The sequence below is a fragment of the Archangium gephyra genome (assembly GCF_042230915.1).
Taxonomy (GTDB): Bacteria; Myxococcota; Myxococcia; order Myxococcales; family Myxococcaceae; genus Archangium; species Archangium gephyra_B.
This window is the reverse complement of the sequence record NZ_CP102578.1, coordinates 4,498,501-4,519,845: the sequence shown is the minus strand read 5'-3', so window position 1 is coordinate 4,519,845 and position 21,345 is coordinate 4,498,501. Positions and strand designations below refer to the sequence as shown.

Genomic DNA, 21,345 nt, shown 5'->3' with positions numbered 1-21,345 from the left:
GCCGGCCATGAGACGCATCGCACTCATCACGCTGACCTTCGAGCGGGCCCGGTTCCTCGCCGCGCTCGTGGGCATCACGTTCGCGACGACGCTGGCGCTCGTCCAGATGGGGCTCTACATGGGCTTCCTGGAGAACGCCTCCGCCATCATCCAGCACATCGGCGGGGATGCCTGGGTGATGGCGCGCGGCACCATGGTGGCCGAGTACGGAGAGCCCCTCTCCGCGGGAACCCGGGCGTTCGTGGAGTCGCAACCCTGTGTGCGTGAGGTACGGGGCGTGGTGGTCACCTACGTCCCCGTGCGCAAGGAGACCGGGACGCTGGATCTGTCCACCCTGGTCGGCTACGAGCCTCCCGACGGCTCGGCGGTCCCCTGGGAGCTGGTCCGAGGGCTTCCGCAGGCGTTGGATGCGCCCCTGCGGGTCGCCATCGATGACGGCGACATCGCGCACTACGGCATCCAGGGAGATCCCCTGCGCGCCTCCCTGGAGGTCTCGGGGCAGACGGTCTACGTGTCGGGGCTCAGCCATGGCATCCGGCCCTTCTCCCTGACGCCGTATGTGCTGACGAGCTTCTCCAACGCGCAGCGCCTGGTAGGACTCCAACAAGACCAGACGTATTACTGGGTCGTCGACCTGGAGAACCCCGGCTGCACCGCCAGCTTCATGCAGCGGATCGAGGCGCACCCGGAGCTGCAGGCCCGCACCATGGAGGGCTTCACGCGCATCACCCAGGACTACTGGGTGGGCCGGGCTGGGGCGGGCATCGCGCTGGCCTTCAATGCCCTGCTCGGCGTGCTGGTGGGCATCGTCATCGTCGGACAGACGCTGTACTCGCTGGTGAAGGATCACGTCCGGGAGCTGGCCACGCTAAAGGCCGTGGGCGCCTCCAGCCGTGAGCTGGTCGGCTTCGTGGCGTGGCAGACCCTGCTGCTGGGGGTGCTCGGTGGGAGCGCGGGCACGGCGCTCTCCCTGCTGGTGAGGGAGCTGACCTCCGGGCTTGGCCTGCGGGTGGTCCTCTCTCCAGGCGTGCTCGTGCTGGGCCTGGGGGCCATGGTGCTCATGTGTGTGATCGCCAGCCTCACCAGCGTTCGCACCCTCCTGCGGCTGGATGCGACGGAGGTGTTCAAATGACCGGGGAAACGGGACGGCCGCTGGTGGCGGCCCGTGGGGTGATCAAGGTGTTTGGCGAGGGAGCCCTGGCGGCGCCAGTGCTCAAGGGAATCTCGCTCACCCTCACCGCGGACGAGCTGGTCCTGGTGATGGGGCCGTCCGGCTCCGGGAAGACGACGTTGATCTCCATCCTCGCCGGACTGATGCGCCCCTCGGAAGGCGAGGTGGAGCTGTGCGGGACGCGGATCTCCGGCAGGCCCGAGGCCGTGGCCACCCAGGTGCGGCGCGAGCACGTGGGGTTCATCTTCCAGCACTACAACCTCTTCCCCGCCCTCACCGCGCACGACAACGTGGCCGAGGTGCTGCGCTTGAAAGGGATGGAGCGGAACGAGGCCCGGCGGCTGGCGCGGAACGTGTTGGAGAAGGTGGGGCTGGGTGAGCGGCTGCACTCGCGCCCCGGCGAGCTGTCGGGTGGCCAGAAGCAGCGGGTCGCCATCGCGCGCGCGCTCGCCCATGAGCCCGCGCTCATCATCGGGGACGAAGTGACGGCGGCCCTGGACAGCGAGACGGGCATGTCCGTCATGAACCTGCTCCGGCGGCACGTCACCCCCGGACGGAGCGTGGTGATCGTCACGCACGATCACCGCCTGGAGCACTTCGCGGATCGGGTCGTGGAAATCGAGGACGGACGCATCCTGCGCGTCCGTGGAGGGCACTGGAAGCAGCCGGTGTGAATGACCATGCGAAAGCGCATCAAGACCTGGGGGCTGGTGGTGGTGGGGTTGGTGGGCGTGGGGCTCTGGAGCACACTGCCCGGGAGCGGGCCGGAGGTGGTCCAGGCGCGAGAGGAGGTGCTGACCGCCCATCTCGTCGCCCGGGCGATGCCAGTGCCCCGCGAAGGCGTCGTGGAGATTCCCGTCTGGACCAATGGACGGGTCCGGAAGGTCTACGTCCGGGAGGGAGACCGGGTGAAGGCCGGACAGGTGCTGGCCGAGGTCGATACCGCGCTGGATGTGGAGCTCCAGCGGCGGGCAGCGGAGACGCAGGCCATCGCCGAGGAGGCCCGGGCCGTCACGCAAGGCCCCCGTCCCGAGGAGCGCGCGGTGCTCGAAGCCGAGCTGAGCGTGGCCCGCAATGAGCTCGCGCTGGCGGAGGACCGGCTCCAGCGCCACGAGTACCTGGGGAAGCAAGGCACCGTGCCCCAGGTCACCGTGGTGGAATCCCGCTCCGCGTATCAGGTCGCCCGGGCGCGGCTCGATGCGGCCGAGGCCCGCTTGAAGCAGGCCCTGCGGGGAGGACGGCCCGAGGAGGTCCGCGCCGCCCGCCAACGGGTCACCGCGATGGAAGCCGCCCGCCGCCAGGCGCGCCATGAGGTCGAGATGGCGCGGCTCGTCTCTCCCATCGACGGGGTGGTGCTGACACGGCGGATCGACCCGGGGGACACCCTCACCTCGGCCCAGACGGGGACGCAGCCCCCCGTGTTCGAGCTGGCGGACATGTCCCGGTTCGAGCTGCGCGTCGAGGTGGAGGAGGCGGATGCCCTGCGCATCCAGCCCGGGCTCTCCGTCTCCATCCGGTTGCCGGGCGGCAAGGAGTCCCTGGGCCGTGGGCGGATCGTCCGGCTCAATGACAAGCTCGAGCCGCGGCGGATTGGAGCCGAGGAGGCGCGCATCCGCGCCGAGCGGCCCGTGCGCACCGTCTGGGTCGAGACCAGCGAGCGCGAAGGGACGCCTCCCCTGCTGTATGCGCAGCAATTGGAGGCCTGGATCGAGCTGCCGGGGCGTCGCGTGGAGGCCGCCGTTCCGCACGATGCGATCCGCGTGCACGAGGGCAAGCCGGTCGTGGAGGTCCCCGGGTTGCTGGGGACTCGCGAGGTTCCAGTCGCCCTGGGCGCATTCGATGACGAGCGCGTCGAGGTTCTCGGAGTGAAGGCGGGCACCCGGGTCCGGAGGCACCAGGCCCCGTCCCCGGCGGGAGGCAGGCCATGAAACGGATGGACTCGTGCTTCCTGGGTGTGGCGGTGGGCTTTCTCGCCTACTGGGCCGTGACGCTCCTGCACCTCCTCCCGGAGGCCTACCTGTTCAAGGACTACCATGACCCCGCCATCGCGGCGTGGAACTGGTCGTTCCTCCCCCTGGACCTGTTCATCTGCGCGGCCGGCTTGTCGAGCTTCTGGCTGCGCAGACGGGGCCACCGGCTCGCCTCCCAGGCCGCGTTGGTGATGCTGACCCTGTCCTTCTCTTCCGGACTGCAGGCGATTGCGTTCTGGGTCGTCCGGCGTGACTTCGATTGGGCCTGGTGGACGCCCAACCTCTTCCTGCTCCTCTACCCGCTCTTCTTCCTCCGGGCCGCGTGCCTGGGCGGGGATGAACCCCGGCGCGCGCCTAGGGACCGGCGGGAGGTGCCGCCACCGCCCCGTGCGTGAGCCGCTCCAGCAGGCCCCTGGCTTCCTGGAAGTCGAAGGCATCCGGGCTCAGATCCAACCGCTCGCCGAGCCGCTTCAGCAGCCGCAGGGCCTTGTCCTGCATTCCACCCTCCAGCAGCAGGCGGGCCAGGCCCACCGCCGCCCGCGCCTCGTACGTGCCCGCCTCCTGGTGACGGGCCACCGCCAGGGCCTGGACGAAGCAATACCGCGCCTCGTGCGGTTTCCCGCGGGCCCGCAGCAGCTCGCCCCGCAGGCGATGCAGCTCGGCTTCGTAGACGTGCTCCCCCGTCTTCTTGATGACGTCCAGGGCCGCCTGCACCCGCTGGAGCCCCAGCCCCGTCTGCCCCAGCTTCAGGTGGACCTCCGCGAGCAGGCGCAGGGTGAAGCTCCTTCCCAGGAGGACGCCGAAGGCCCACCAGCGATCGAGCTCCCGCTGGAGCAGCTCCAAGCCCTCCTGGGGCTGTCCCAGCTCGGCCAGCGCCCAGCCCCGGATGCTGGAGGACCACAACCGCCACAGCTCGAAGCTGCGCTCGCTGGAGAGGGAGACGGCGCGATCGGCCCACGTCAGGGCGCTCGCGGGCTCCTGGCGTATCTCACTGGCCACGGCCGCGTACGTCAGGGAGTAGGCGAGCGTGTACGGGTGGCCGAGCTGCTCCGCCCGCTCCAGCGCCCTCGCGGTGTACCGCCGCGCCCGCTCCGGCATGCCCAGCAGCGAGCAGGGCATGGACGCGAAAGCCAGGGCGGCGATACGAGGGGCGGTCAATTGCAGATCCTCCTCGGGGGAGACCGGCTCGCTCTCCAGTTGGGAGGCATAGGCCATCGCGCGCTCGGCGTACTCCACGGCGGTGCGCACCCGTCCCGAGACGAGGAAGTCGTACACCATGAGATGGCTGCCCTCCATCAGCAGCTCCGGGCTGGAGTGGCGCTCGCCCAGGCGCACCAGCCGCTCGCCCAACGCCTGGCAGCGCGAGAACTCCGCCCGCGTGAAGTGCCAGGAGAACCACCCCGCATAGGAGAGATGGCCCGGCGGAAGCGCATCGCCCAGTTGCTCGAGGAGCTCCCAGGCCCGGGCGTAGGTCCGCTCCGCCTCGGGCGAGCCGTACCCCTGCAGCTGGTAGAGGGGCGTGCCCAGGGACAGGAGGATCCGCAACTCCTCGGCGGCCCGCTGGTCCGCATCCGGCAGGCCGCGCAGCAGGGTCAACGCCTGGGTGAGGTACGTCACCGCCTCGTGTGCGGCGGAGCGCGTCTGGGCGAGCTGCCCGGCACGCAGCCACCACTCGATGGCCTTCTCGTGGTTGCCCGCGGCGGTGAGGTGGTGGGCGATGACCTCGGGGCACGACGCCACCTCGTGGCCGAAGCGCGCCTGGAGGATGCGGGCGAGGCGCCGGTGGTAGTGCCGCCGCTCGCGCCAGGACAGGGACGCGTAGGCCGCGTCCTGGAGGAGCGCATGGCGGAACCGGAACGCCGGCTTCCGGGCCCGTGTCGCATCCCGCTGCTCCTGGAGCAGCCCCCCGCGGAGGAGCCCGGCGAGCTCGCGCTTGAGCATGGACTCGTCGCTGCGCGTGAGCACCAGGAGCAGCTCGAGGGAGAAGTCGCGCCCCACCACCGAGCACATCCGGACCAGGGCCCGCTGGCGCGTGGGCATCAGGTCCAGCCGAGCCAGGAGCAGCTCGTGCAGGGTGGCCGGGAGGGTGCCCGGCAGCTCCGGCCGGCCGCCCCGCTCCACCACCATGCGCATCATCTCCTCGATGAAGAGCGGGACGCCGTCCGATCGCTTCGCCAGCTCTCGGACCAGCTCCGCGGGCAGGGGCCTGTTCCCGGCCGCCGCCTGCACCAGATCCGTGGCGAGCTCGGGGCCGAGCCGGTCGAGCAGCAGCCGGTTGAACCAGGGCCGGAGCGCCCAGGGCGGCTGGAACTCGGGCCGGGCCGTGAGGACGATGAGGATCCGCTCCCGCTCGATGTGCTCGAGCAGATAGTCGAAGAGCTCCAGCACGAAGGAGTCGGCCCAGTGCATGTCCTCGACGGTGACGAGCACCGGGCGGTCCTTCGACATCCGCCGCAGCAGATCCTCCAGCGCCTCGAAGGTCAGCTCCTTGCGCCGCTCGGGCGTGAGCTGGCGCACCACGGCATCCTCGGCCACGGGCAGGTGGAGGAAGAGGCCGATGACCTGCACGTGCTCCCGGCTCATGCCGAACTCGCCCCCCAGCCGCTGCTCCAATTGCTCCAGCTGGGCGCGCGGGTCGCTCTCCGGGGAGACGTGGAGCAGGTGGTGCTTGAACACCTCGAAGCCCGGCAGGAGCGCGCCGGAGGTGAAGCGCGGCCAGCACTGGGAGGGCAGATGGTAGGCGCTCTTCGGAGGGATGCGCTGCAAGAACTCCTGGAGGAGGCGGGACTTGCCGATGCCGGCCTCGCCGGTGAGCAACACGCAGCTGCCCTGGCCGGCCCGGGCGAGTTCCCACCACTCCGACAACCGCCGCAGCTCGTATTCGCGGCCCACCAGCGGCGTGAGCCCGCGGGCGGTGAGGGCCCGGTTGAAGCGGGAGAGGGCCTCGCGCTCGCGCACCACGCGCCAGGTCTCCAGGGCCGACGTCCCGGCCAGCCCATCGAAGGAGTGGGCACCGCGCGACTCCGTCTCGAAGCTTCCCCCCACCAGCCGCCAGGTGGTGCCGCCGACGAGCACCTCGCCGGGCGCGGCCTGCCTCGCGAGCCACTCCGCCACCTGGGGGGCCTCGCCCTGGATGGCCACCGCCCGCTGCTCCCGGGGGTCCGGTGAATGCTCGCCCAGCACCATCAGGTCCGTGTGCACGCCCACCTTCACGTTCAACGCGCCCAGGGAGAGGTGCGCCAGGGCCCGCTGGAGTGCCCTGGGCAGGGTGCCCGTCAGCAGCAGCGCCGCACGCACCGCGCACTCCGCGTCGTCCTCCCGCATGCGGGGGGTGCCGAAGCAGGCGAGCACCTCGCGGCCCAGGAACAGGGCGATGGTGCCCCCGTGCTTGTGGATGGTGTCCACGCATTTGCGGTGGAAGGCCGCCTCCAGCTCGCCGAGCGCATCGGCATCGAGCGGTTCGGCGTTCCCATTCGTCCCCGTGAGCAGGCAGCACACCAGCGTCACCTGCCGGCGCCGGGGCACCCGGGCCTTCTGCTCTCCCGGGACGAAGCCGAGCCGCGTCCGCAGCTCCCTCAGCTCCTCCGCCATCTCCCGCGCCGACTGGAAGCGCTTCTCCGGCTCCTTGGCCAGGGCCATGGCCACGAAGGCCTCCAGCTCCCTCGGCAGCTCGGGCTGGCGCGAGCGCAACAGGGGCGCGGGCTCGTCCGACAGCACCAACTGCCGCAGCTCCGCGAGCGTGGCGTACGGCCAGGGCAGCTCACCGGTCAGCATCTCGTAGAGCACCACGCCCATGGTCCACAGGTCGGTGCGCGCATCCTGGGCCCCGCCCTCCCATTGCTCCGGGGCCATGTAGACGGGCGTGCCCGCGGTGGGCAGGTGCAGGGCCTGCGAGGGGCCACCGGCCGCGGTGAGGTGTGCCAGGCCGAAGTCGAGCAGCTTCACCGTGCCCTGCCGGGTGAGGAAGACGTTGCTCGGCTTGAGATCGCGGTGGATGACGTGGTGGGCATGGGCATGTGCGAGGCCCGAGAGGACGCCCTGCAACACCTCCAGCGCGCGCTTGGGCTCCACCCGCCCCCGCCGCATCAGCGCGGACAGGGATTCGCCCTCCAGGCATTCCATGACGAGGAAGGGAATGCGCAGCGTCATGTGCGGAGGCGCCCACTCGCTGACGTCGAAGATGCGGACGATGTGCTCGTGGTCCAGCCGGGCGATGGCCCTGGCCTCCTGGATCGCCATGTCCGCCAGTTGCTCGCGGGGCAGGAGGAATTTGAGCGCCACCACGCGCTGCAGCTCCTGATCCCTCGCCCGGAAGACCTGCCCCATGCCCCCGATGCCAATCTTCTCGAGGATCTCGAACCGGCGGCCATCCTTGCCGCCCAGCCACTCTCCAGGTCTCGGCAATCGCAGCGGCATGGGGGCCTGCGCCACCTCTCTCAGGAAGGAATCGAAGGAGGCATCGATGGAGTCCTCTAGCTCCAGCTCCTCGGAGTCCACGGCACTGTCCCGGGGAACGAGTGGGTGCTCGCCCGTCTGACTGGCGTCCCTGTTCATCGCCTGCTCCCAGCCCGCTCGGGGCTTGCCGTAAGGGAAAGCTGCCAATGGAGCTCCGGCGCCGCAAAGGTCGCCCGGCTGACCGGCCGGGCGAAACACCCCCACCCCGGCTGGGAAGCTCTACTAAGAAGGGGCGGCGAAGGGAGAGGGGTGCATGTCAGGACGCTTCGAAGCACGGGGTGACGTCGGCATCATCTGGATCGACAACCCGCCGGTGAATGCCATCAGCCAGGCCGTGCGGGTGGCGCTGCTCGACGGGCTGAAGCAGGCGGAGGCGGACACCGCCATCAAGGTCGAGCTCAAGGCCGGAGCCGTGGCCCGCTGGTGGACGCCCTCTCCGCTGCTGGAGCGGTTGGTCGCCGAGGGCAAGGGCTTCGCGCAGGCCGTCTGAGAGCACCACCAGGAGAGCACCATGGACCTGAACTACACCCCCGAAGAGCTCGCCTTCGCCGACGAGGTGCGGCAGTGGGTGCGAGCCCACCTCCCGCCCGAGACGCGCGAGCGCGTCCTGCACCACAAGCGCCTCGGCAAGGAGGAGCAGGTGGAGTGGCAGCGCCGGCTCCACGCGCGCGGCTGGGGCGGGCCCCGCTGGCCGAAGGAGTATGGCGGACCCGGTTGGAACTCCGTGCAGCAGCACCTCTTCGACGAGGTGCTGTCCGAGGAGGGAGCCCCGCCGGCCCTGCCCTTCGGCCTGAGCATGATCGGCCCCGTGCTGATGGCCTTCGGCAGCCAGGCGCAGAAGGACTACTACCTGCCCCGCATCCTGCGGCAGGACGACTGGTGGTGCCAGGGCTTCTCCGAGCCGGGTTCGGGCTCGGACCTGGCGTCGCTGCGGATGAAGGCGGAGCTGGACGGCGGCGAGTGGGTCCTCAACGGGCAGAAGACGTGGACCACCCTGGGCCAGCACGCGAACATGATCTTCCTGCTGGCGCGCACGGATCCGGCGGCCAAGAAGCAGCAGGGCATCTCCATGCTGCTGGCGGACATGAGCACGCCGGGCATCACCCTGCGGCCCATCATCACCGTGGATGGAGAGCACGAGGTCAACGAGGTCTTCTTCGACAACGTGCGCGTGCCCAAGGAGAACCTCGTCGGCGCGCCGGGCATGGGCTGGAGCTACGCCAAGTTCCTGCTGAGCCATGAGCGCACCAACATCGCGCGGATCGGCCGCTCCAAGTCGGAGCTGACCCGGCTCAAGCGGATCGCCACCGAGGAGACGGCGGACGGCGTGCCCCTCATCCAGACGCCGGGCTTCCGCGAGAAGATCGCCGCGGTGGAGATCGAGCTGATGGCGCTGGAGCTGACCAACCTGCGGATGATCGCCGCCGAGCGCGCGGGCCAGGCGCCGGGCGCCGAGGCCAACATGCTGAAGATCAAGGGCTCGGAGATCCAGCAGACGCTGACCGAGCTGATGATGGAAGCGGTGGGCCCCTACGCGCTGCCGTACAACCCCGAGGCCCGCGAGCCCGGCTGGCATGGCGAGCCGATCGGCCCGGAGTACGCCGCCCCGCTGGGGCCCGACTACTTCAACTACCGCAAGGTGACCATCTACGGCGGTTCCAACGAGATCCAGCGCAACATCCTGGCCAAGGCCGTGCTCGGGCTCTGAGCCCACGCGCAAGGAGAGACATTCCTCATGGACTTCAGTCTGAGCGACACGCAGCAGATGCTGCGCGACACCGCCGCCCGGCTCATCCGCGAACGCTACGGTTTCGAGGCGCGGGCGAAGATATTGGCCTCGGCGGACGGCTTCTCCCGGGAGATGTGGGCCACCTTCGCCGAGCTGGGCCTGCTGGGAGTGGAGCTGCCCGAGGAGCTCGGCGGCATTGGCGGGAGCTTCCAGGATCTGGCCATCGTGCTGGAGGCGTTCGGCCGCGGCATGGTGGTGGAGCCCTTCATTCCCACGGTCGTCCTGGGCGCGGGCCTGCTGCGCGCGGCCGGCAGCGAGGCGCAGAAGTCCGAGCTGTTGCCCCGCCTGGCCGAGGGCCGGCTGTTCCTGGCCTTCGCCCACGGTGAGCCCAGGTCGCGCTATTCCCTCACCCACGTCACGGCCACGGCCACGGGTGGCGCCGACGGCTACACGCTCGACGGCGCCAAGGCGGTCGTGCTCGGGGGCGACTGCGCCGACGTCCTGATCGTCTCGGCGCGCACGGCGGGCAAGCCGGACAGCCGGGACGGGTTGTCGCTGTTCCTCGTCGAGCGGGGCGCGCCGGGCCTGAAGATCCGCGGCTACTCCACGGTGGATGGCACCCGCGCCGCCGAGGTCACGCTCGCGGGCGTGCGGGTACCGCGCTCGGCCCTGCTGGGCCCGGAGGGCGGCGCGTTTCCGTTCATCCAGCAGGCGCTCGATCGCGGCATCGCCGCCCTGTGCTCGGAGGCGGTGGGCAACATGCAGGCGCTCAACGAGGTGACGCTCGACTACCTGAAGACGCGCACCCAGTTCGGCGTGCCCATCGGCAGCTTCCAGGTGCTGCAGCACCACATGGTGGACATGTACATCGCCCAGGAGCAGGCCCGGTCCATGGCGATCCTCGCCGCCGATCGGGCGGACAGCCCCGACGCCCCGGCACGCACCAAGGCGATCTCGGCCGCCAAGGTCCAGATTGGCCGCTCCGGCCGCTTCGTCGGCCAATGGGCCATCCAACTGCACGGCGGCATCGGCACCACCATGGAGTACAGCGCCGGCCACTACTTCAAACGGCTGACCGCCATCGACCGCACCTTCGGTGATGCCGACTTCCACCTGAGCCGCTTCGCCACCCTGGACGCGGCGTAGCTTCAGGAGTGCGCGGGCGTCTGCCCCCAGTGGTCCTCGGGGGCCCTCTCGCGGCCGGGCAGCGGCTCCGTCAGCGTGAGGGCCACCCCCATCCGCTCCATGTCACGGAGCATCCGCTCCGGCTCGGCCACGTGCGCCTGCAGCCAGAGCCCCGGCCGGCGGGCGGTGCCGTCCAGGTATTGCAGCAGGCACGCCACCACGGGAATGGCCGTGAAGGCGTACCCATCGGCATGGGAGAGCGTGAGCTCGAGGTGCCGCGCCGTGCCCCGCACGAGACCGTCCGCCTCCAGCTTGAGCAGCGTGCCGTAAGGGGGCCTGGAGAAGCGGCGCAGCCCCCAATGCATCAGCCTGGCCATGGGACGGAGCGCACGCCGCGGCCACACGCGCATCGCCAGCCACGCCAGCGGAGAGACCAGCCAGTCCACGAACCAGTTGAAGCCGCCCACGTAGAAACCGACCCGCCACAGGCCCGGGTACAGCTCGGGCAGCGAGCGCATCTCCTCCAGGAACATGGGCACGCAGTACTGGCGGCCGAACACCGGGCCGAAGTCCATGGTGCGCGGCATCCACATGGCCTTCCAAGGCGCCGGCCGCCAGGCCCCCTTCTGGAACTCCAGCACCTGGTAATCCGCGAGCTCCCGCACGAACTCCTCGGCGGTGGCCGCGCCGATGTCCAGCCGGGCCCAGTCGATCCGGATGACGCTGCCCACCTCCGCCCGCGTGAGGTGGTCGAAGCGCGAGCCGGCGTAGCGCACGAGCACGGCGGGCAGGCCGGGATGAAAGCCGCCATCGGTAATGAAGCAGCGGCCCGCGCCGCGGATCTCCTCCTCCAGGGGGCGCAAGGCACCGAACTTGGTCCACGAGAACTGCAGGTCCAGGTAGTCCGTCCCCGTGTCGAGCGCGGCCCGGGCCACCTGCCCGGCGTACGCCGAGGTGCTGGAGGCCACGATGACCAGACGGCAGCCCTCCAGGGCGCGGCGCAGGCTGGAGGGATCCGCCGCATCGGCCCTCACGGCGGAGACGCGCTCGCCCCCCTGCTCGGAGGCAAGCGTCCGGGCCATGGCCTCGGCCCTGGCCAGATCGCGGCCGGCGAGCACCACGTGGCAATCCGTCTCTTGGAGCAGCAGCCGCGCGATGAGCCGGCCCGTGTTGCCATAGCCCCCGAGAATGAGAAGGGTGTCTGTCTTCATGAGGGTCTCCCCGCCTCGTACTCCCTACTGCTGGGGAGCCCGCGGGTGTCTGGCAATGGGGGGGGCACGGGACGGGCATGCGATGGAAGGGCTGGCTTCCCGGTGCCAGTTGCCAGACCCGGCGCGCCACAGCAGCGTTGGAAGTGCGATGCGACCTCGCGGCCAGGACACGGAGCCTCCCTGCCCGGCGGCCCAGGAGGCAGTGCCCCGGACGGAGCCACCACCCCTCGACAGTCAGGGGCTCGGTGAGGTGCTCGGGGTCGCGCTCCGGGCCGGGCAGGTCATGGTGGAGAGCGGTGCCAACGCCGCCCGGGTGGAGGAGGCCATCATCCGCTTCGGCAACGCGCTGGGCGCCGAGCGGATGGACGTATTCGTCACCCCGAGTGGCATCGTCGTCTCCGCCATCGCCCACGAGCAGCACCGCACCCGCGTCGTGCGCGTGGAGAAGACCGGCATCGACCTCAACCGCGTGGCCGCCATCCTCGAGCTCGCGGAGCGCGCCAATGACGGGGCGCTGTCCCGGGAGCAGCTCCGGACGGAGCTGGAGCGCATCGCCAGCCAGCCCCGGCTCTACGGGCAGCTCATCACCATTTTCTCGGTGGGCGCCGCCTGCGCGGCCTTCGCGTTCCTCTTCGGAGGCAATGCCCTCGAGGTCCTGGTGGCGGGAGCCGCCGCCGGCCTGGGCCAGGCGTTGCGCGGAGTGCTGGTCCGCCTGCACTTCGGCCGGCTGGCGATGACCTTCCTGGTGTCCGTGCTGGCCTCCACCCTGGCCCTGGTGGGCTCACGCCTGCTCGGTGTGTCCGCGCCGGGGCTCGCCATGGCCGCCTCGGTGCTGCTCCTGGTCCCCGGCGTGCTGATGGTCAGCTCCATCGTCGATCTGTTCCGCGGGAACATCCTCTCCGGCATCGTCCGGTCCACCTCCGCCGTGCTCATCATCGGCACCATCGCGGGTGGCCTCTTCGTGGTGCTGCTCCTCTCCGCCCCCCACCTGGTGCTCACCACCCGGACGCCGCCCCCGCTCTGGGCCGCCACGCTGCTGGCGTCCGCCGCCGCCCTCGGCTTCGCCGTGCTCTTCGACGTCCCCCGCAACGCGCTCTGGGGAGGTGCGCTCACCGGGGCGGTGGGCCTCGCCCTGCGCAACGGCCTGCTGCTGCTCTTCCCCCACGTGCCGCACGAGGCCGCCATGCTCTTCGCCGGGTTCGGCATCGCCCTCGTGTCCGGAGTCCTCGCGCACCTCACGCGCATGCCCACCGGCACCTTCACCATCCCCGGCTTCATCCCGCTCGTCCCCGGGGTGCTGGCCTTCCGCGCCGTGTTGGGGTTCGCCGAGCAGGACTACACCGCCGGTACCAGCAACCTGGTGCAGGTCACACTGAGACTGGCGGCGCTCGCGGCCGGGCTCGGCACCGCCCAGGCGCTCACCCGGCGCCAGTGGTGGCCCTTCGCCCGGTAGGGGGAGACCGCACTGGTGGGGCTCGGCCCCGGGAGCTTGACGTTCCCCCACCCGCCGCCTACTCCTGCGCGGAGCCGGTCATCGCCCCGAGGTCCCCCGCATGAGCTCCCCGCGCAAGTCCGCCTCCGCCGAAGGTCCCGGCGCGGACGTCGTCCTCCACGGCACCGTCGCCCCCGGCTTCGAGGAGGTCCGCGAGGAACTCCGCCGCAACTTCACCGAGCGCCACGAGCTGGGCGCCTCCTGTGCCGTCTACCTCCGCGGCCAGAAGGTGGTGGACCTCTGGGGCGGCTGGAAGGACGCGAGCACCCGCGAGCCCTGGCAGGAGGACACCTGCGCCCTCGTTTTCTCCACCACCAAGGGCATGGCCGCGATCACCGCCGCCGTGGCCCACTCGCGAGGCTGGCTCGACTACGACGCGCCCGTCGCCGCGTACTGGCCCGAGTTCGCCCAGGCCGGCAAGTCCCGCATCACCGTGCGCCAGCTCCTCGCGCATCAGGCCGGCCTGCCCGCGCTGGATGAGGCGATGGACCCGGTGAAGCTCGCCGATCTCGACTACCTGGCCCGGGTGCTCGCCCGGCAGGCCCCCGCGTGGGAGCCCGGCACGCGCCACGGCTACCACAGCTTCACCATCGGCTGGTACCTGGGCGAGCTCATCCGCCGCGTCGATCCCCGGCACCGCAGCCTCGGCCGGTTCTTCCAGGAGGAGGTCGCCGCTCCGCTCGGCATCCACTTCCACATCGGCCTGCCCCCGGACGTGCCCGCCTCGCGCGTGGCCCGCCTCCAGGCCATCCCCAGCCTCCAGGTGCTCTTCCACGAGCACTCGCTGCCCGCGAGCATGCTGTTGGCCTTCTTGTGGCCGCGCTCGCTCACCGCGCGGGCGCTCGGCAACCCCCGCTCGCGCAAGCTCTCCGACTTCGACACGCCCGAGTACCGCCCGCTCGAGCTGCCCGCCGCGGGCGGCATCGGCCAGGCGCGAGCCGTCGCCCGGGCCTACGGCTCGCTGGCCACCGGCGGCCACGAGCTGGGCCTCACTCCCGCCACGCTCGCGGCCCTCACCGCCCCGCCCGTGCTCCCCACCCAGGGCACCTTCGACCAGGTGCTCAAGGCGCACACGGCCTTCTCGCTCGGCTATACGCGGCGCTGCCCCACGATCGACTTCGGCCCCAACCCGCGCGCCTTCGGGGCCTCGGGCGCGGGGGGCTCGCTGGGCTTCGCCGATCCGGACGCCCAGCTGGGCTTCGGCTACGTGATGAACCGCGCCGGCCTCCACCTCATGAGCGACCCGCGCGCCCGCGCCCTGCGCGACGCCGTCTACCGCTGCCTCGCGCGTCTGCCCGGCTCCACCTCGCGCGCGGCCTGAGCCCTCTCCGGCCACGCCGGCGCCTCCTGGCATCTCGCGCGCGGCCTGGGTTGGCCCTACGCGGCCCCGAGGAACCGCCGCTCGCCCACCATGTCGATCAGGAACTGGATGGCGTAATCCCCACCCTCGTAGATCTTCCGGAGGTCACACCCGGCATCCAGGATGATGCCCATCGCCGCGTGCCCGGACTCCTGGTGCATCTTCTCCACTTCCTCGTGGATGACGATGTATTCGGACCGCAGGACGGTGTCCGCGGGGATGTCCACGCCGATGAGCGAGCGCTTCAGCAGGCCCAGGATGTCATAGGCCGGCGCCTCGAGCCCCACGATGAAGCCAATGGCCTCGTCCTGGTTCATCTGGCAGAGCGCGGTCACGGCCTCCTCGAACAACCGGGCCAGCTCCGGGTCCACGCTCCCGCCCATGACGTCGGCCTGGGGGGACTGGCGGATCAGCTCGTTGAGCAGCTTGCTGTGAATCTTGTCCCGGTTTCCCGAGCCGCACTCGCCATAGGCGATCTCGGCCAGCAGGAGCTGGATGTCGGGAATCTTGATGCGCGCCAGGGCGGCGCCGTGCAGCCGGGGAACCTGGCTGGACAAGTACGACCACCGCTGCAGGAACTTCGCGGGGCTCTTGATTCCAGGCTCGACGACCTGCGTGCGGAACTCCAACCGCAGGGCGTCTTCGATGTTCTCGATGGAGAGGTTCTCGGCGGGCAGCATCATGGAGAGCCCTGGAGCCAATCAGACCTTGAGCCGGATGGCACCGGGCAGGATGGAGACGCGGCACGGCAGCTTGCCGGGCACCTCGCCATCCATCTCCAGGAACACTTCCTCGTCACTGTCGGCCTCCAGGGTGCGGCACTGGAGGTAGCGCGTCTTGTTCCAGGTGATGTGATCACCGTTGTAGACGCCCTTGGACTTGATGATGAAGTCGGACAGGCCGTAGTCGTGCCAGATGGTCAGGTCGAACACGCCATCATGGGTGACGGCCTTGGGGGCCACGCACATGCCGCTGCCGAAGTAGCGGCCGTTGGACGCGGCGACGACCGTGATGCCCAGCTCCTCGGGCTCACCTCCGTCCACGCGCAGACGCACCCGGCGGTCCTTGTACCGGGCCATGGTCTTCACCGTGCCCCACAGGAAGCTCAGGTTGCCGCCGAGCGCCTTGCTGCCGATGTTGACCTCGTGGGCCACCGCCGCGCTCACGCCGAAGGAGGCGATGTTGGCGAAGTAGCGCGACTCCTTCTGGCCCTGGTGGTTGACGTACTCGACGAACCCCACGTCGAAGGGCTCGGTCTTGTCGGTGCGCAGCCGCTCCAGGGCGGACTCGAGATCCAGCTCCCAGCCGAAGGCGCGCCGGAAGTCACCGCCGGTGCCCCGGGGGATGAGCCCCAGGGCGGCGTTGGGGTTGATGGCCTTGCCGTCGGCGAAGAAGCCATTGACCACCTCGTTGACGGTGCCGTCACCGCCCACGGCGGCGATGCACTCGTAACCGTCCGCGAGCGCATCGCGCGTCAGGCGCACCGCGTCCATGGCGCGCTCGGTGAACCCGAAGCCGAAGTCGCCGATCGCCCGGGTCACCTGGCCCGAGATCTCCGCCCAGCGCTTGCCGGTCTGGCCTCCAGCACTGCGCGGATTCACCACGAGGAACGTCTTCATCGGGGGGTTCCCATCCTACTTTTGCGGAGGCGGCACGGGGCGCACGTGCACGTCGCGCAGCTGCTTGTCGTCCACGTCGCCCGGAGCGCCCGTCATCAGGTCCGTGCCCATCTTCGTCTTGGGGAACGGGATGACGTCACGCAGCGACTCGGCCCCGGTCAGCAGGAACGCCAGCCGGTCCATGCCCAGCGCGATGCCACCGTGCGGCGGCGCGCCGAACTTCAGCGCGTCCAGCAGGAAGCCGAACTTCGCCCGCGCGTCCTCGTCCGAGATGCCCAGCGCCTTGAAGACCTCGGCCTGCACCTTCGGGTCATGCAGACGGATGGAGCCGCCGCCGATCTCGAAGCCATTGAGCACCACGTCGTAGCGGTGGCACTTCACGCGGCCCGGATCCGTCAGCAGGTACGCCACGTCCTCGTCGTGCGGCCGGGTGAAGGCGTGGTGCGCGGCGGCCCACGTCTTGGTCTCCTCGTCGTACTCGAAGAGGGGCGGGTTCACCACCCAGAGGAACTTCCACACGCCGCCGCTGCCGTACTCGGGGATGAGGCCCAGCTTCTTGGCCACGTGCACGCGCAGGTTGGCCATCACCGTGTGCACCAGCGACTCGCGGCCGAACTGGAACAGGAGCAGATCGCCCGTCTTCGCGTTGCACGCCTGGTTGATGGCCTGGCGCAGCGCCGGGGTGATCGTCTTGGACAGCGGGGACTGCGTCCACTCACCGCCCTCGCCCACCTTGGCGCGGGCCAATCCCTTGGCGCCGTTCTGCTTGGCGAACTCCTCCAGCTTGTCGCTCTCCGCGCGGCTCATCGGCTTCTCCGCGGGGACGACCATGGCCTTGACGATGCCGCCCTGCTCCACCGCCTCGAACATCATCGGCACGCCGCCCGCGGCGCCGTGCTGCTTGATGAGGTCCGTGAGCACGATGTGCTCCAGCCCGAAGCGCAGGTCCGGCTTGTCATTGCCGTACTTCGCCATGGACTCGTAGAAGTCCATCCGCATGAACGGCGTGGGAATGTCGATGCCGAGCACCTCGCCCCACAGCCGTTTGATGAGCCCCTCGATGATGGTGAAGATGTCGTCCTGGGTGACGAAGCTCATCTCCACGTCGATCTGCGTGAACTCGGGCTGCCGGTCCAGGCGCAGGTCCTCGTCGCGGAAGCACTTGACGATCTGGAAGTAGCGGTCGAAGCCCGCCACCATGAAGAGCTGCTTGTAGAGCTGGGGGCTCTCGGCCAGGGCGTAGAACTTGCCCGGGTTGAGCCGGCTGGGCACCAGGAAGTTGCGCGCGCCGCCCGGGGTGTACTTGCCCATGAAGGGCGTCTCCAACTCCAGGAAGCCGTTGCCCACCATGTACGAGCGGGTGATGGCGTTCATCTTGGAACGCGTCATCAGCGACTGCTGCAGCGGCCGGCGGCGCAGATCCAGGAAGCGGTAGGCCAGGCGCTTGTCCTCGGCCGTGTCGATGTTGTCCTCGACGAGGAAGGGCGTGGGCTCGGAGCGGTTGAAGATGGTCAGGTCCGTGGCCTTGATCTCGATCTCACCCGTCTTGAGCTTGGGATTGACCTGGGTGCCGCGCGAGGCGACCTTGCCCTTGATGCCGATGCAGTACTCGAGCCGCAGCTGCCCGGCCAGCTCGTGGGCCTCCTTGGCGATGTCCGGCTCGAAAACCACCTGGGTGAGGCCCTCCCGATCACGCAGGTCGATGAAGACAGCGCCACCGTGGTCTCGCCTGTTCTGAACCCAGCCGAAGAGGACGACCTCCTCACCGATGTTGGCCTTGGTGAGCTGGCCGCAGGTATGAGTACGCTTGACCTCGGTAATGAACGGGACCGCCATGACACCGCCTGCACGGAGGGGGGTTGGAAGGGCGGCACCATAGAGAGCGTGGAAACGGTGCGTCAAGGAATCCGAGAAGGAACCCCGGTGCCGTACGTGAAGCGCAAGGCACTGGCCGCGGCATGCGCGGGGGCGCTGTTGCTGACCGCTCCGCGAGCCCGTGCGGCGGGCTCGGTGATGGCCGAGGTGAGCGCGGGCGGCTCCCAGCGCACCTGGGCGCTGCTGGGCGACGTGGAGCTGCGCAAGGACGAGACCTTCCTCACCCTGGGCTACACCGGCGCGCGCACCGAGTCGGACACCGCCCTGTCCCACCAGCTCTCCTCCGGCGTGGACCACGCCCTCTCCGGGCATTGGCTCGTCTCCGGCCTCGTCAACGTGGGCCTGCCCAAGACAACCACCACCGCGCTGGCGCCTGCCCGGCCCCTGCTCGGCCTGCCAGCACTGACGGCGCGCACCGGCTACTCCAGCCTCGGCGTGCAGCTCGCGGCGGCCTACGACTCGGCCGGCTTCTCGGACCGGGAGTACGGGTTGGACCTGGGCCTGGGGCTCACCCGCTACGGGCTGCGGCGGCAGATCTCCACCCGCGAGGACGGGCGCGAGGAGACCCTCTTCCGTCAGAACGAGCCGCTCTTCCTCGCCCGCCCCTCGCTGGGCGCCCGGCTGCTCCTGTTCGACAAGTGGGAGCTGGGCCTGCGCGGCGGCCTGTACCTCTACAGCGGAGATCCGCTGAGCGCCGGCCAGTTCACCGAGGCGGAGCTGGAGCAGGTGCTGCGCCGCTACGCCAGCGCCGCCGAGGGAGGCGTGCTGCTGAGGAACTTCGCCCGCCGCCGCCTGGGCGAGCTGGCGCTGGACCTGAGCGGACGCATGCTGGGAGTGAATGCCCTCAGCGGCTTTCCCAGCGCCCCGGCGCGCTTCGACGTCAAACCCTCGGTGACCTGGCGCCTCGGCACGGCGGTGCGCGGACAGCTCTCCTACGCCTTCACCCGCTACGTGCCGGGCGAGGGGTACGCCCACGTGGTGGGCACCCGCTGGACGGTGCGGCTGGCCGAGTCCTTCCGGCTCTGGGCCTCGCTGGCGCTCCAGTCGGACCACCCCGAGGGGGAGGAGCCGCTGCGCTCGGGGCTGGCGACCCTGGGCTCCGAGCTGACCTTCTGACCCCCGGCTTCAGGTGGCCACCGGACCCGTAGTAAGAAGGCCAACATGGTCCGAAAGCTGACAGCCGCCGCCGCCGCGCTCGCGACGCTGACCGTGTCGTGCGCGCCCCCAACCCAGACGCCCATGAAGGTGCGCGCACTCGTGCTCTCCAGCAATGGCGAGTACGCGCCGACGGAAGTGGAGCTCAAGACGATCACCGACATCGTGTCCATGCAAGGCACGGTGGCGAAGCTCCAGGGAGGCGCCTTCATCCGGCTGGACTCACAGGATCCCGAGGCCAACGCGGCCCAGACGGACGAGGCGTACCTGCGCGCGGTGCTCAAGGACGAGGGCCGTCCCGTCACCGCCAGCTACAACACCGACACGTCGGGCGTGCTGTGGCCGGCGGACTTCCACACGTGGAACCTCGTCACCACGTACTACAACCTCGAGCGCGCCTGGGACTACTTCACCACCATCGCCGAGGTGAAGCAGGCGGACCTGCCGCAGACGACGGCCTACTACTTCCCCGAGTTCGTCCTCGCCGACAGGAGCGACGACCCGGTGGTGGACAACGCCATCTTCTTGTCGCCGGTGAAGGCCTTCCTGGTGCTGCCCTTCAAGGAGCTGCAGAAGGCACCGCTGGCCCTCAACGCGTCCATCCTCACCCATGAGTACGCGCACCTGGTCTTCAACCGCCGGGTGTACGAGGGCCGCGGCGTGCCGGATCCCATCCGGTACTGGGGGGCAGTGGGAGGCAGCACGCCGGGCCTCAACATCCTCAAGTCCCTGGACGAGGGCCTGGCGGACTTCCACGCCTACGTGGCCTCGTGCCAGACGAGCTACGGCTGCAACCCGCGCGTGCTGGCCACCTCCTACGAGGGCACCCTGATGGAGAACCGGGACCTGTCGAAGAACTGGTGCATGAGCAGGGAGCTGTACACCCAACTGTACGGCGGCAACTTCAACACCACGTTCTCCGGCCTCGAGTACCAGGTGGGCACCCTGCTCGCGAGCGCGCTCTACAAGGCCTCGACGTCGGCGGCGGACCGGCAGGTGCTGGCGCGCGCGGTGGTGGCGGCCTACTCGGACACGGATCCACTCAAGCCGGGCCTGGCGCAGCTGGCGCGTGCGACCCTGGACAACCAGGAGTACTTCAAGCTGGGCGCCGCCGCCCGCGCCATCGTCCGGCACATTCCTCGCGGCAACGTCACCCTGAAGCAGGCGGTGTGCACCAACTTCGCCACCCACCTGCAGATCCCCGTCTCCGAGATGACCGGCACGGACGAGGACTCCTGCCCGGAAAGCACCACCACCACCTCCGCCTGCCCCTCCATCTACACCATCGCCCCATGAAGACCGCCATCAAGCACTCCTGGCTCCTGCCCTGTCTCCTGGGGGGACTGACGCTCGCCACGCCCGCGTTGGCCCAGGACGAGGACACGCCCTACACCTACCCGGACGAGGAAGAGTCCGAGCCGAAGAACAGCGCGCGCCGGCAGCGCCTGAAGGACGAGGACACGCCCTACGCCTACCCGGAGGAGGACAAGCCGGAGCGGACGCAGGAGCGCCGGCGCCGGCACGAGAAGGACACGGCCGAGGAGTTCCGCCGAGCCGCCGAGGGGGACGAGGAGGAGCGGGGCTTCGAGGGAATGGCGCGCCTGGACGATCCGAACACGGGCGTCGCCTTCGAGGTGCTCGGCGGCGCGATGCTGCTGAGCAGTCCGCGCGGGCAGTTGCTGGGTGACCCGCTGCCGGCGGTGGGCGGGCGCTTCACGTGGGAGTACGGGCGGCTGTTGGGCTCGGAGGCACTGCGCGAGGCGCTCTGGTTCGACGTGCGCTACACCTATGCCGGGGTGCGCGAGGGCACGGCGCTGATCGTCGGAGACACGCAGCTGCACTACGCGACGATCGCCCCGGCGTACGAGTTGACGTTCGGCGAGTCCTCGGACTACGGCGCCTACGCGCAGGTGGGCGGAGGCTTCGCGTACGAGCACACCACGGTGGAGGTGGGCGGCAAGCAGACGGTGCTGGACGGCACCAAGCTGCTCATCCAGTACGGCCTGGGCCTGCGGGGCCGGACGAAGCTGTCGATGGAGTCGAACGTGCGGTTGGCGTGGCGCGTGGAGCTGATGCGCTTCCGGCGCGGCTACCAGGACGACACGTTCGTGGGCGGCAGCCTCGGCACCGCGTTCTGACCCGTCCCCCGCGAGCGGAGGCAACCCCAGCCGAGGCACGGGCAC

Annotated in this window: 17 protein-coding genes; 12 read left to right on the top strand and 5 right to left on the bottom strand. The window is 70.2% G+C overall.

All coding sequences use genetic code 11. The annotated features are described in order from the left end of the window. Positions 1–7 precede the first annotated feature (7 nt). Genes NR798_RS18125 through NR798_RS18110 form a run of 4 tightly spaced genes read left to right on the top strand, consistent with a single transcriptional unit; the run spans position 8 to position 3,536 of the window. On the top strand, positions 8–1,132 hold the full coding sequence (locus tag NR798_RS18125) for an ABC transporter permease (protein ID WP_375772734.1): 1,125 nt from the start codon (positions 8–10) through the stop codon (positions 1,130–1,132). Beyond that, complete coding sequence (locus NR798_RS18120) at positions 1,129–1,845, top strand: ABC transporter ATP-binding protein (RefSeq protein WP_375772733.1); 717 nt, start codon at positions 1,129–1,131, stop codon at positions 1,843–1,845. The genes NR798_RS18125 and NR798_RS18120 overlap by 4 nt, the downstream gene beginning before the upstream one ends. Beyond that, positions 1,846–3,099 (top strand): HlyD family secretion protein, encoded by a 1,254-nt coding sequence (locus NR798_RS18115; RefSeq protein WP_375772732.1) that lies wholly within the window; start codon positions 1,846–1,848, stop codon positions 3,097–3,099. After that, positions 3,096–3,536 carry a DUF5360 family protein gene (locus NR798_RS18110; protein WP_375772731.1) on the top strand — a complete coding sequence of 147 codons (441 nt, stop codon included), beginning with the start codon at positions 3,096–3,098 and terminating at the stop codon, positions 3,534–3,536. Before NR798_RS18115 ends, NR798_RS18110 begins: the two co-directional genes overlap by 4 nt. Here the strand turns inward: NR798_RS18110 and NR798_RS18105 are convergent. Beyond that, positions 3,496–7,695 carry a protein kinase gene (locus NR798_RS18105; RefSeq protein ID WP_375772730.1) on the bottom strand — a complete coding sequence of 1,400 codons (4,200 nt, stop codon included), beginning with the start codon at positions 7,693–7,695 and terminating at the stop codon, positions 3,496–3,498. The two genes, NR798_RS18110 and NR798_RS18105, sit on opposite strands and share 41 nt — an antisense overlap. A gap of 154 nt (positions 7,696–7,849) precedes the next feature. Here NR798_RS18105 and NR798_RS18100 point away from each other — a divergent pair, with 154 nt between their 5' ends. The 3 genes from NR798_RS18100 to NR798_RS18090 are packed head-to-tail and all read left to right on the top strand — an operon-like array spanning position 7,850 to position 10,471. After that, on the top strand, positions 7,850–8,086 hold the full coding sequence (locus NR798_RS18100) for a hypothetical protein (protein ID WP_375772729.1): 237 nt from the start codon (positions 7,850–7,852) through the stop codon (positions 8,084–8,086). Positions 8,087–8,107: 21 nt separating this feature from the next. Next, positions 8,108–9,304, top strand: a complete 1,197-nt coding sequence (locus NR798_RS18095) for an acyl-CoA dehydrogenase family protein (protein WP_375772728.1) — start codon at positions 8,108–8,110, stop codon at positions 9,302–9,304. A 27-nt stretch (positions 9,305–9,331) separates the two neighbouring features. Further along, the gene (locus tag NR798_RS18090) at positions 9,332–10,471 is read left to right on the top strand and encodes an acyl-CoA dehydrogenase family protein (RefSeq protein ID WP_375772727.1); all 1,140 of its coding nucleotides are present in this window, start codon (positions 9,332–9,334) and stop codon (positions 10,469–10,471) included. Between the two features lie 2 nt (positions 10,472–10,473). Here NR798_RS18090 and NR798_RS18085 read toward each other — a convergent pair whose 3' ends face one another. Next, positions 10,474–11,661, bottom strand: coding sequence for a saccharopine dehydrogenase family protein (locus NR798_RS18085; RefSeq protein WP_375772726.1), 1,188 nt, complete (start codon positions 11,659–11,661; stop codon positions 10,474–10,476). A 148-nt stretch (positions 11,662–11,809) separates the two neighbouring features. Here NR798_RS18085 and NR798_RS18080 point away from each other — a divergent pair, with 148 nt between their 5' ends. Both NR798_RS18080 and NR798_RS18075 read left to right on the top strand, forming a co-directional pair. After that, entirely contained in the window at positions 11,810–13,114 is a 1,305-nt protein-coding gene (locus NR798_RS18080) for a threonine/serine exporter ThrE family protein (protein WP_375772725.1), read from the top strand. A 100-nt stretch (positions 13,115–13,214) separates the two neighbouring features. Then, positions 13,215–14,474, top strand: coding sequence for a serine hydrolase domain-containing protein (locus tag NR798_RS18075; RefSeq protein ID WP_375772724.1), 1,260 nt, complete (start codon positions 13,215–13,217; stop codon positions 14,472–14,474). Positions 14,475–14,530: 56 nt separating this feature from the next. Here NR798_RS18075 and NR798_RS18070 read toward each other — a convergent pair whose 3' ends face one another. The 3 genes from NR798_RS18070 to aspS are packed head-to-tail and all read right to left on the bottom strand — an operon-like array spanning position 14,531 to position 17,968. After that, a complete protein-coding gene (locus tag NR798_RS18070) occupies positions 14,531–15,196 on the bottom strand; it encodes an iron-containing redox enzyme family protein (protein WP_375772723.1) in 666 nt (221 codons plus the stop codon). 18 nt (positions 15,197–15,214) lie between these two features. Then, on the bottom strand, positions 15,215–16,132 hold the full coding sequence (locus tag NR798_RS18065; RefSeq protein WP_375772722.1) for a diacylglycerol/lipid kinase family protein: 918 nt from the start codon (positions 16,130–16,132) through the stop codon (positions 15,215–15,217). A 15-nt stretch (positions 16,133–16,147) separates the two neighbouring features. After that, positions 16,148–17,968: an aspartate--tRNA ligase gene (gene aspS, locus NR798_RS18060; protein WP_375772721.1), complete on the bottom strand. Its 1,821-nt coding sequence runs from the start codon at positions 17,966–17,968 to the stop codon at positions 16,148–16,150. Positions 17,969–18,055: 87 nt separating this feature from the next. Here aspS and NR798_RS18055 point away from each other — a divergent pair, with 87 nt between their 5' ends. From NR798_RS18055 to NR798_RS18045, 3 genes are read left to right on the top strand one after another with little or no spacing between them, the layout of a single operon-like run. Then, positions 18,056–19,123, top strand: coding sequence for a hypothetical protein (locus NR798_RS18055; protein WP_375772720.1), 1,068 nt, complete (start codon positions 18,056–18,058; stop codon positions 19,121–19,123). Positions 19,124–19,168: 45 nt separating this feature from the next. Further along, positions 19,169–20,458: a hypothetical protein gene (locus NR798_RS18050; protein WP_375772719.1), complete on the top strand. Its 1,290-nt coding sequence runs from the start codon at positions 19,169–19,171 to the stop codon at positions 20,456–20,458. Further along, on the top strand, positions 20,455–21,300 hold the full coding sequence (locus NR798_RS18045; protein WP_375772718.1) for a hypothetical protein: 846 nt from the start codon (positions 20,455–20,457) through the stop codon (positions 21,298–21,300). Before NR798_RS18050 ends, NR798_RS18045 begins: the two co-directional genes overlap by 4 nt. Positions 21,301–21,345 lie beyond the last annotated feature (45 nt).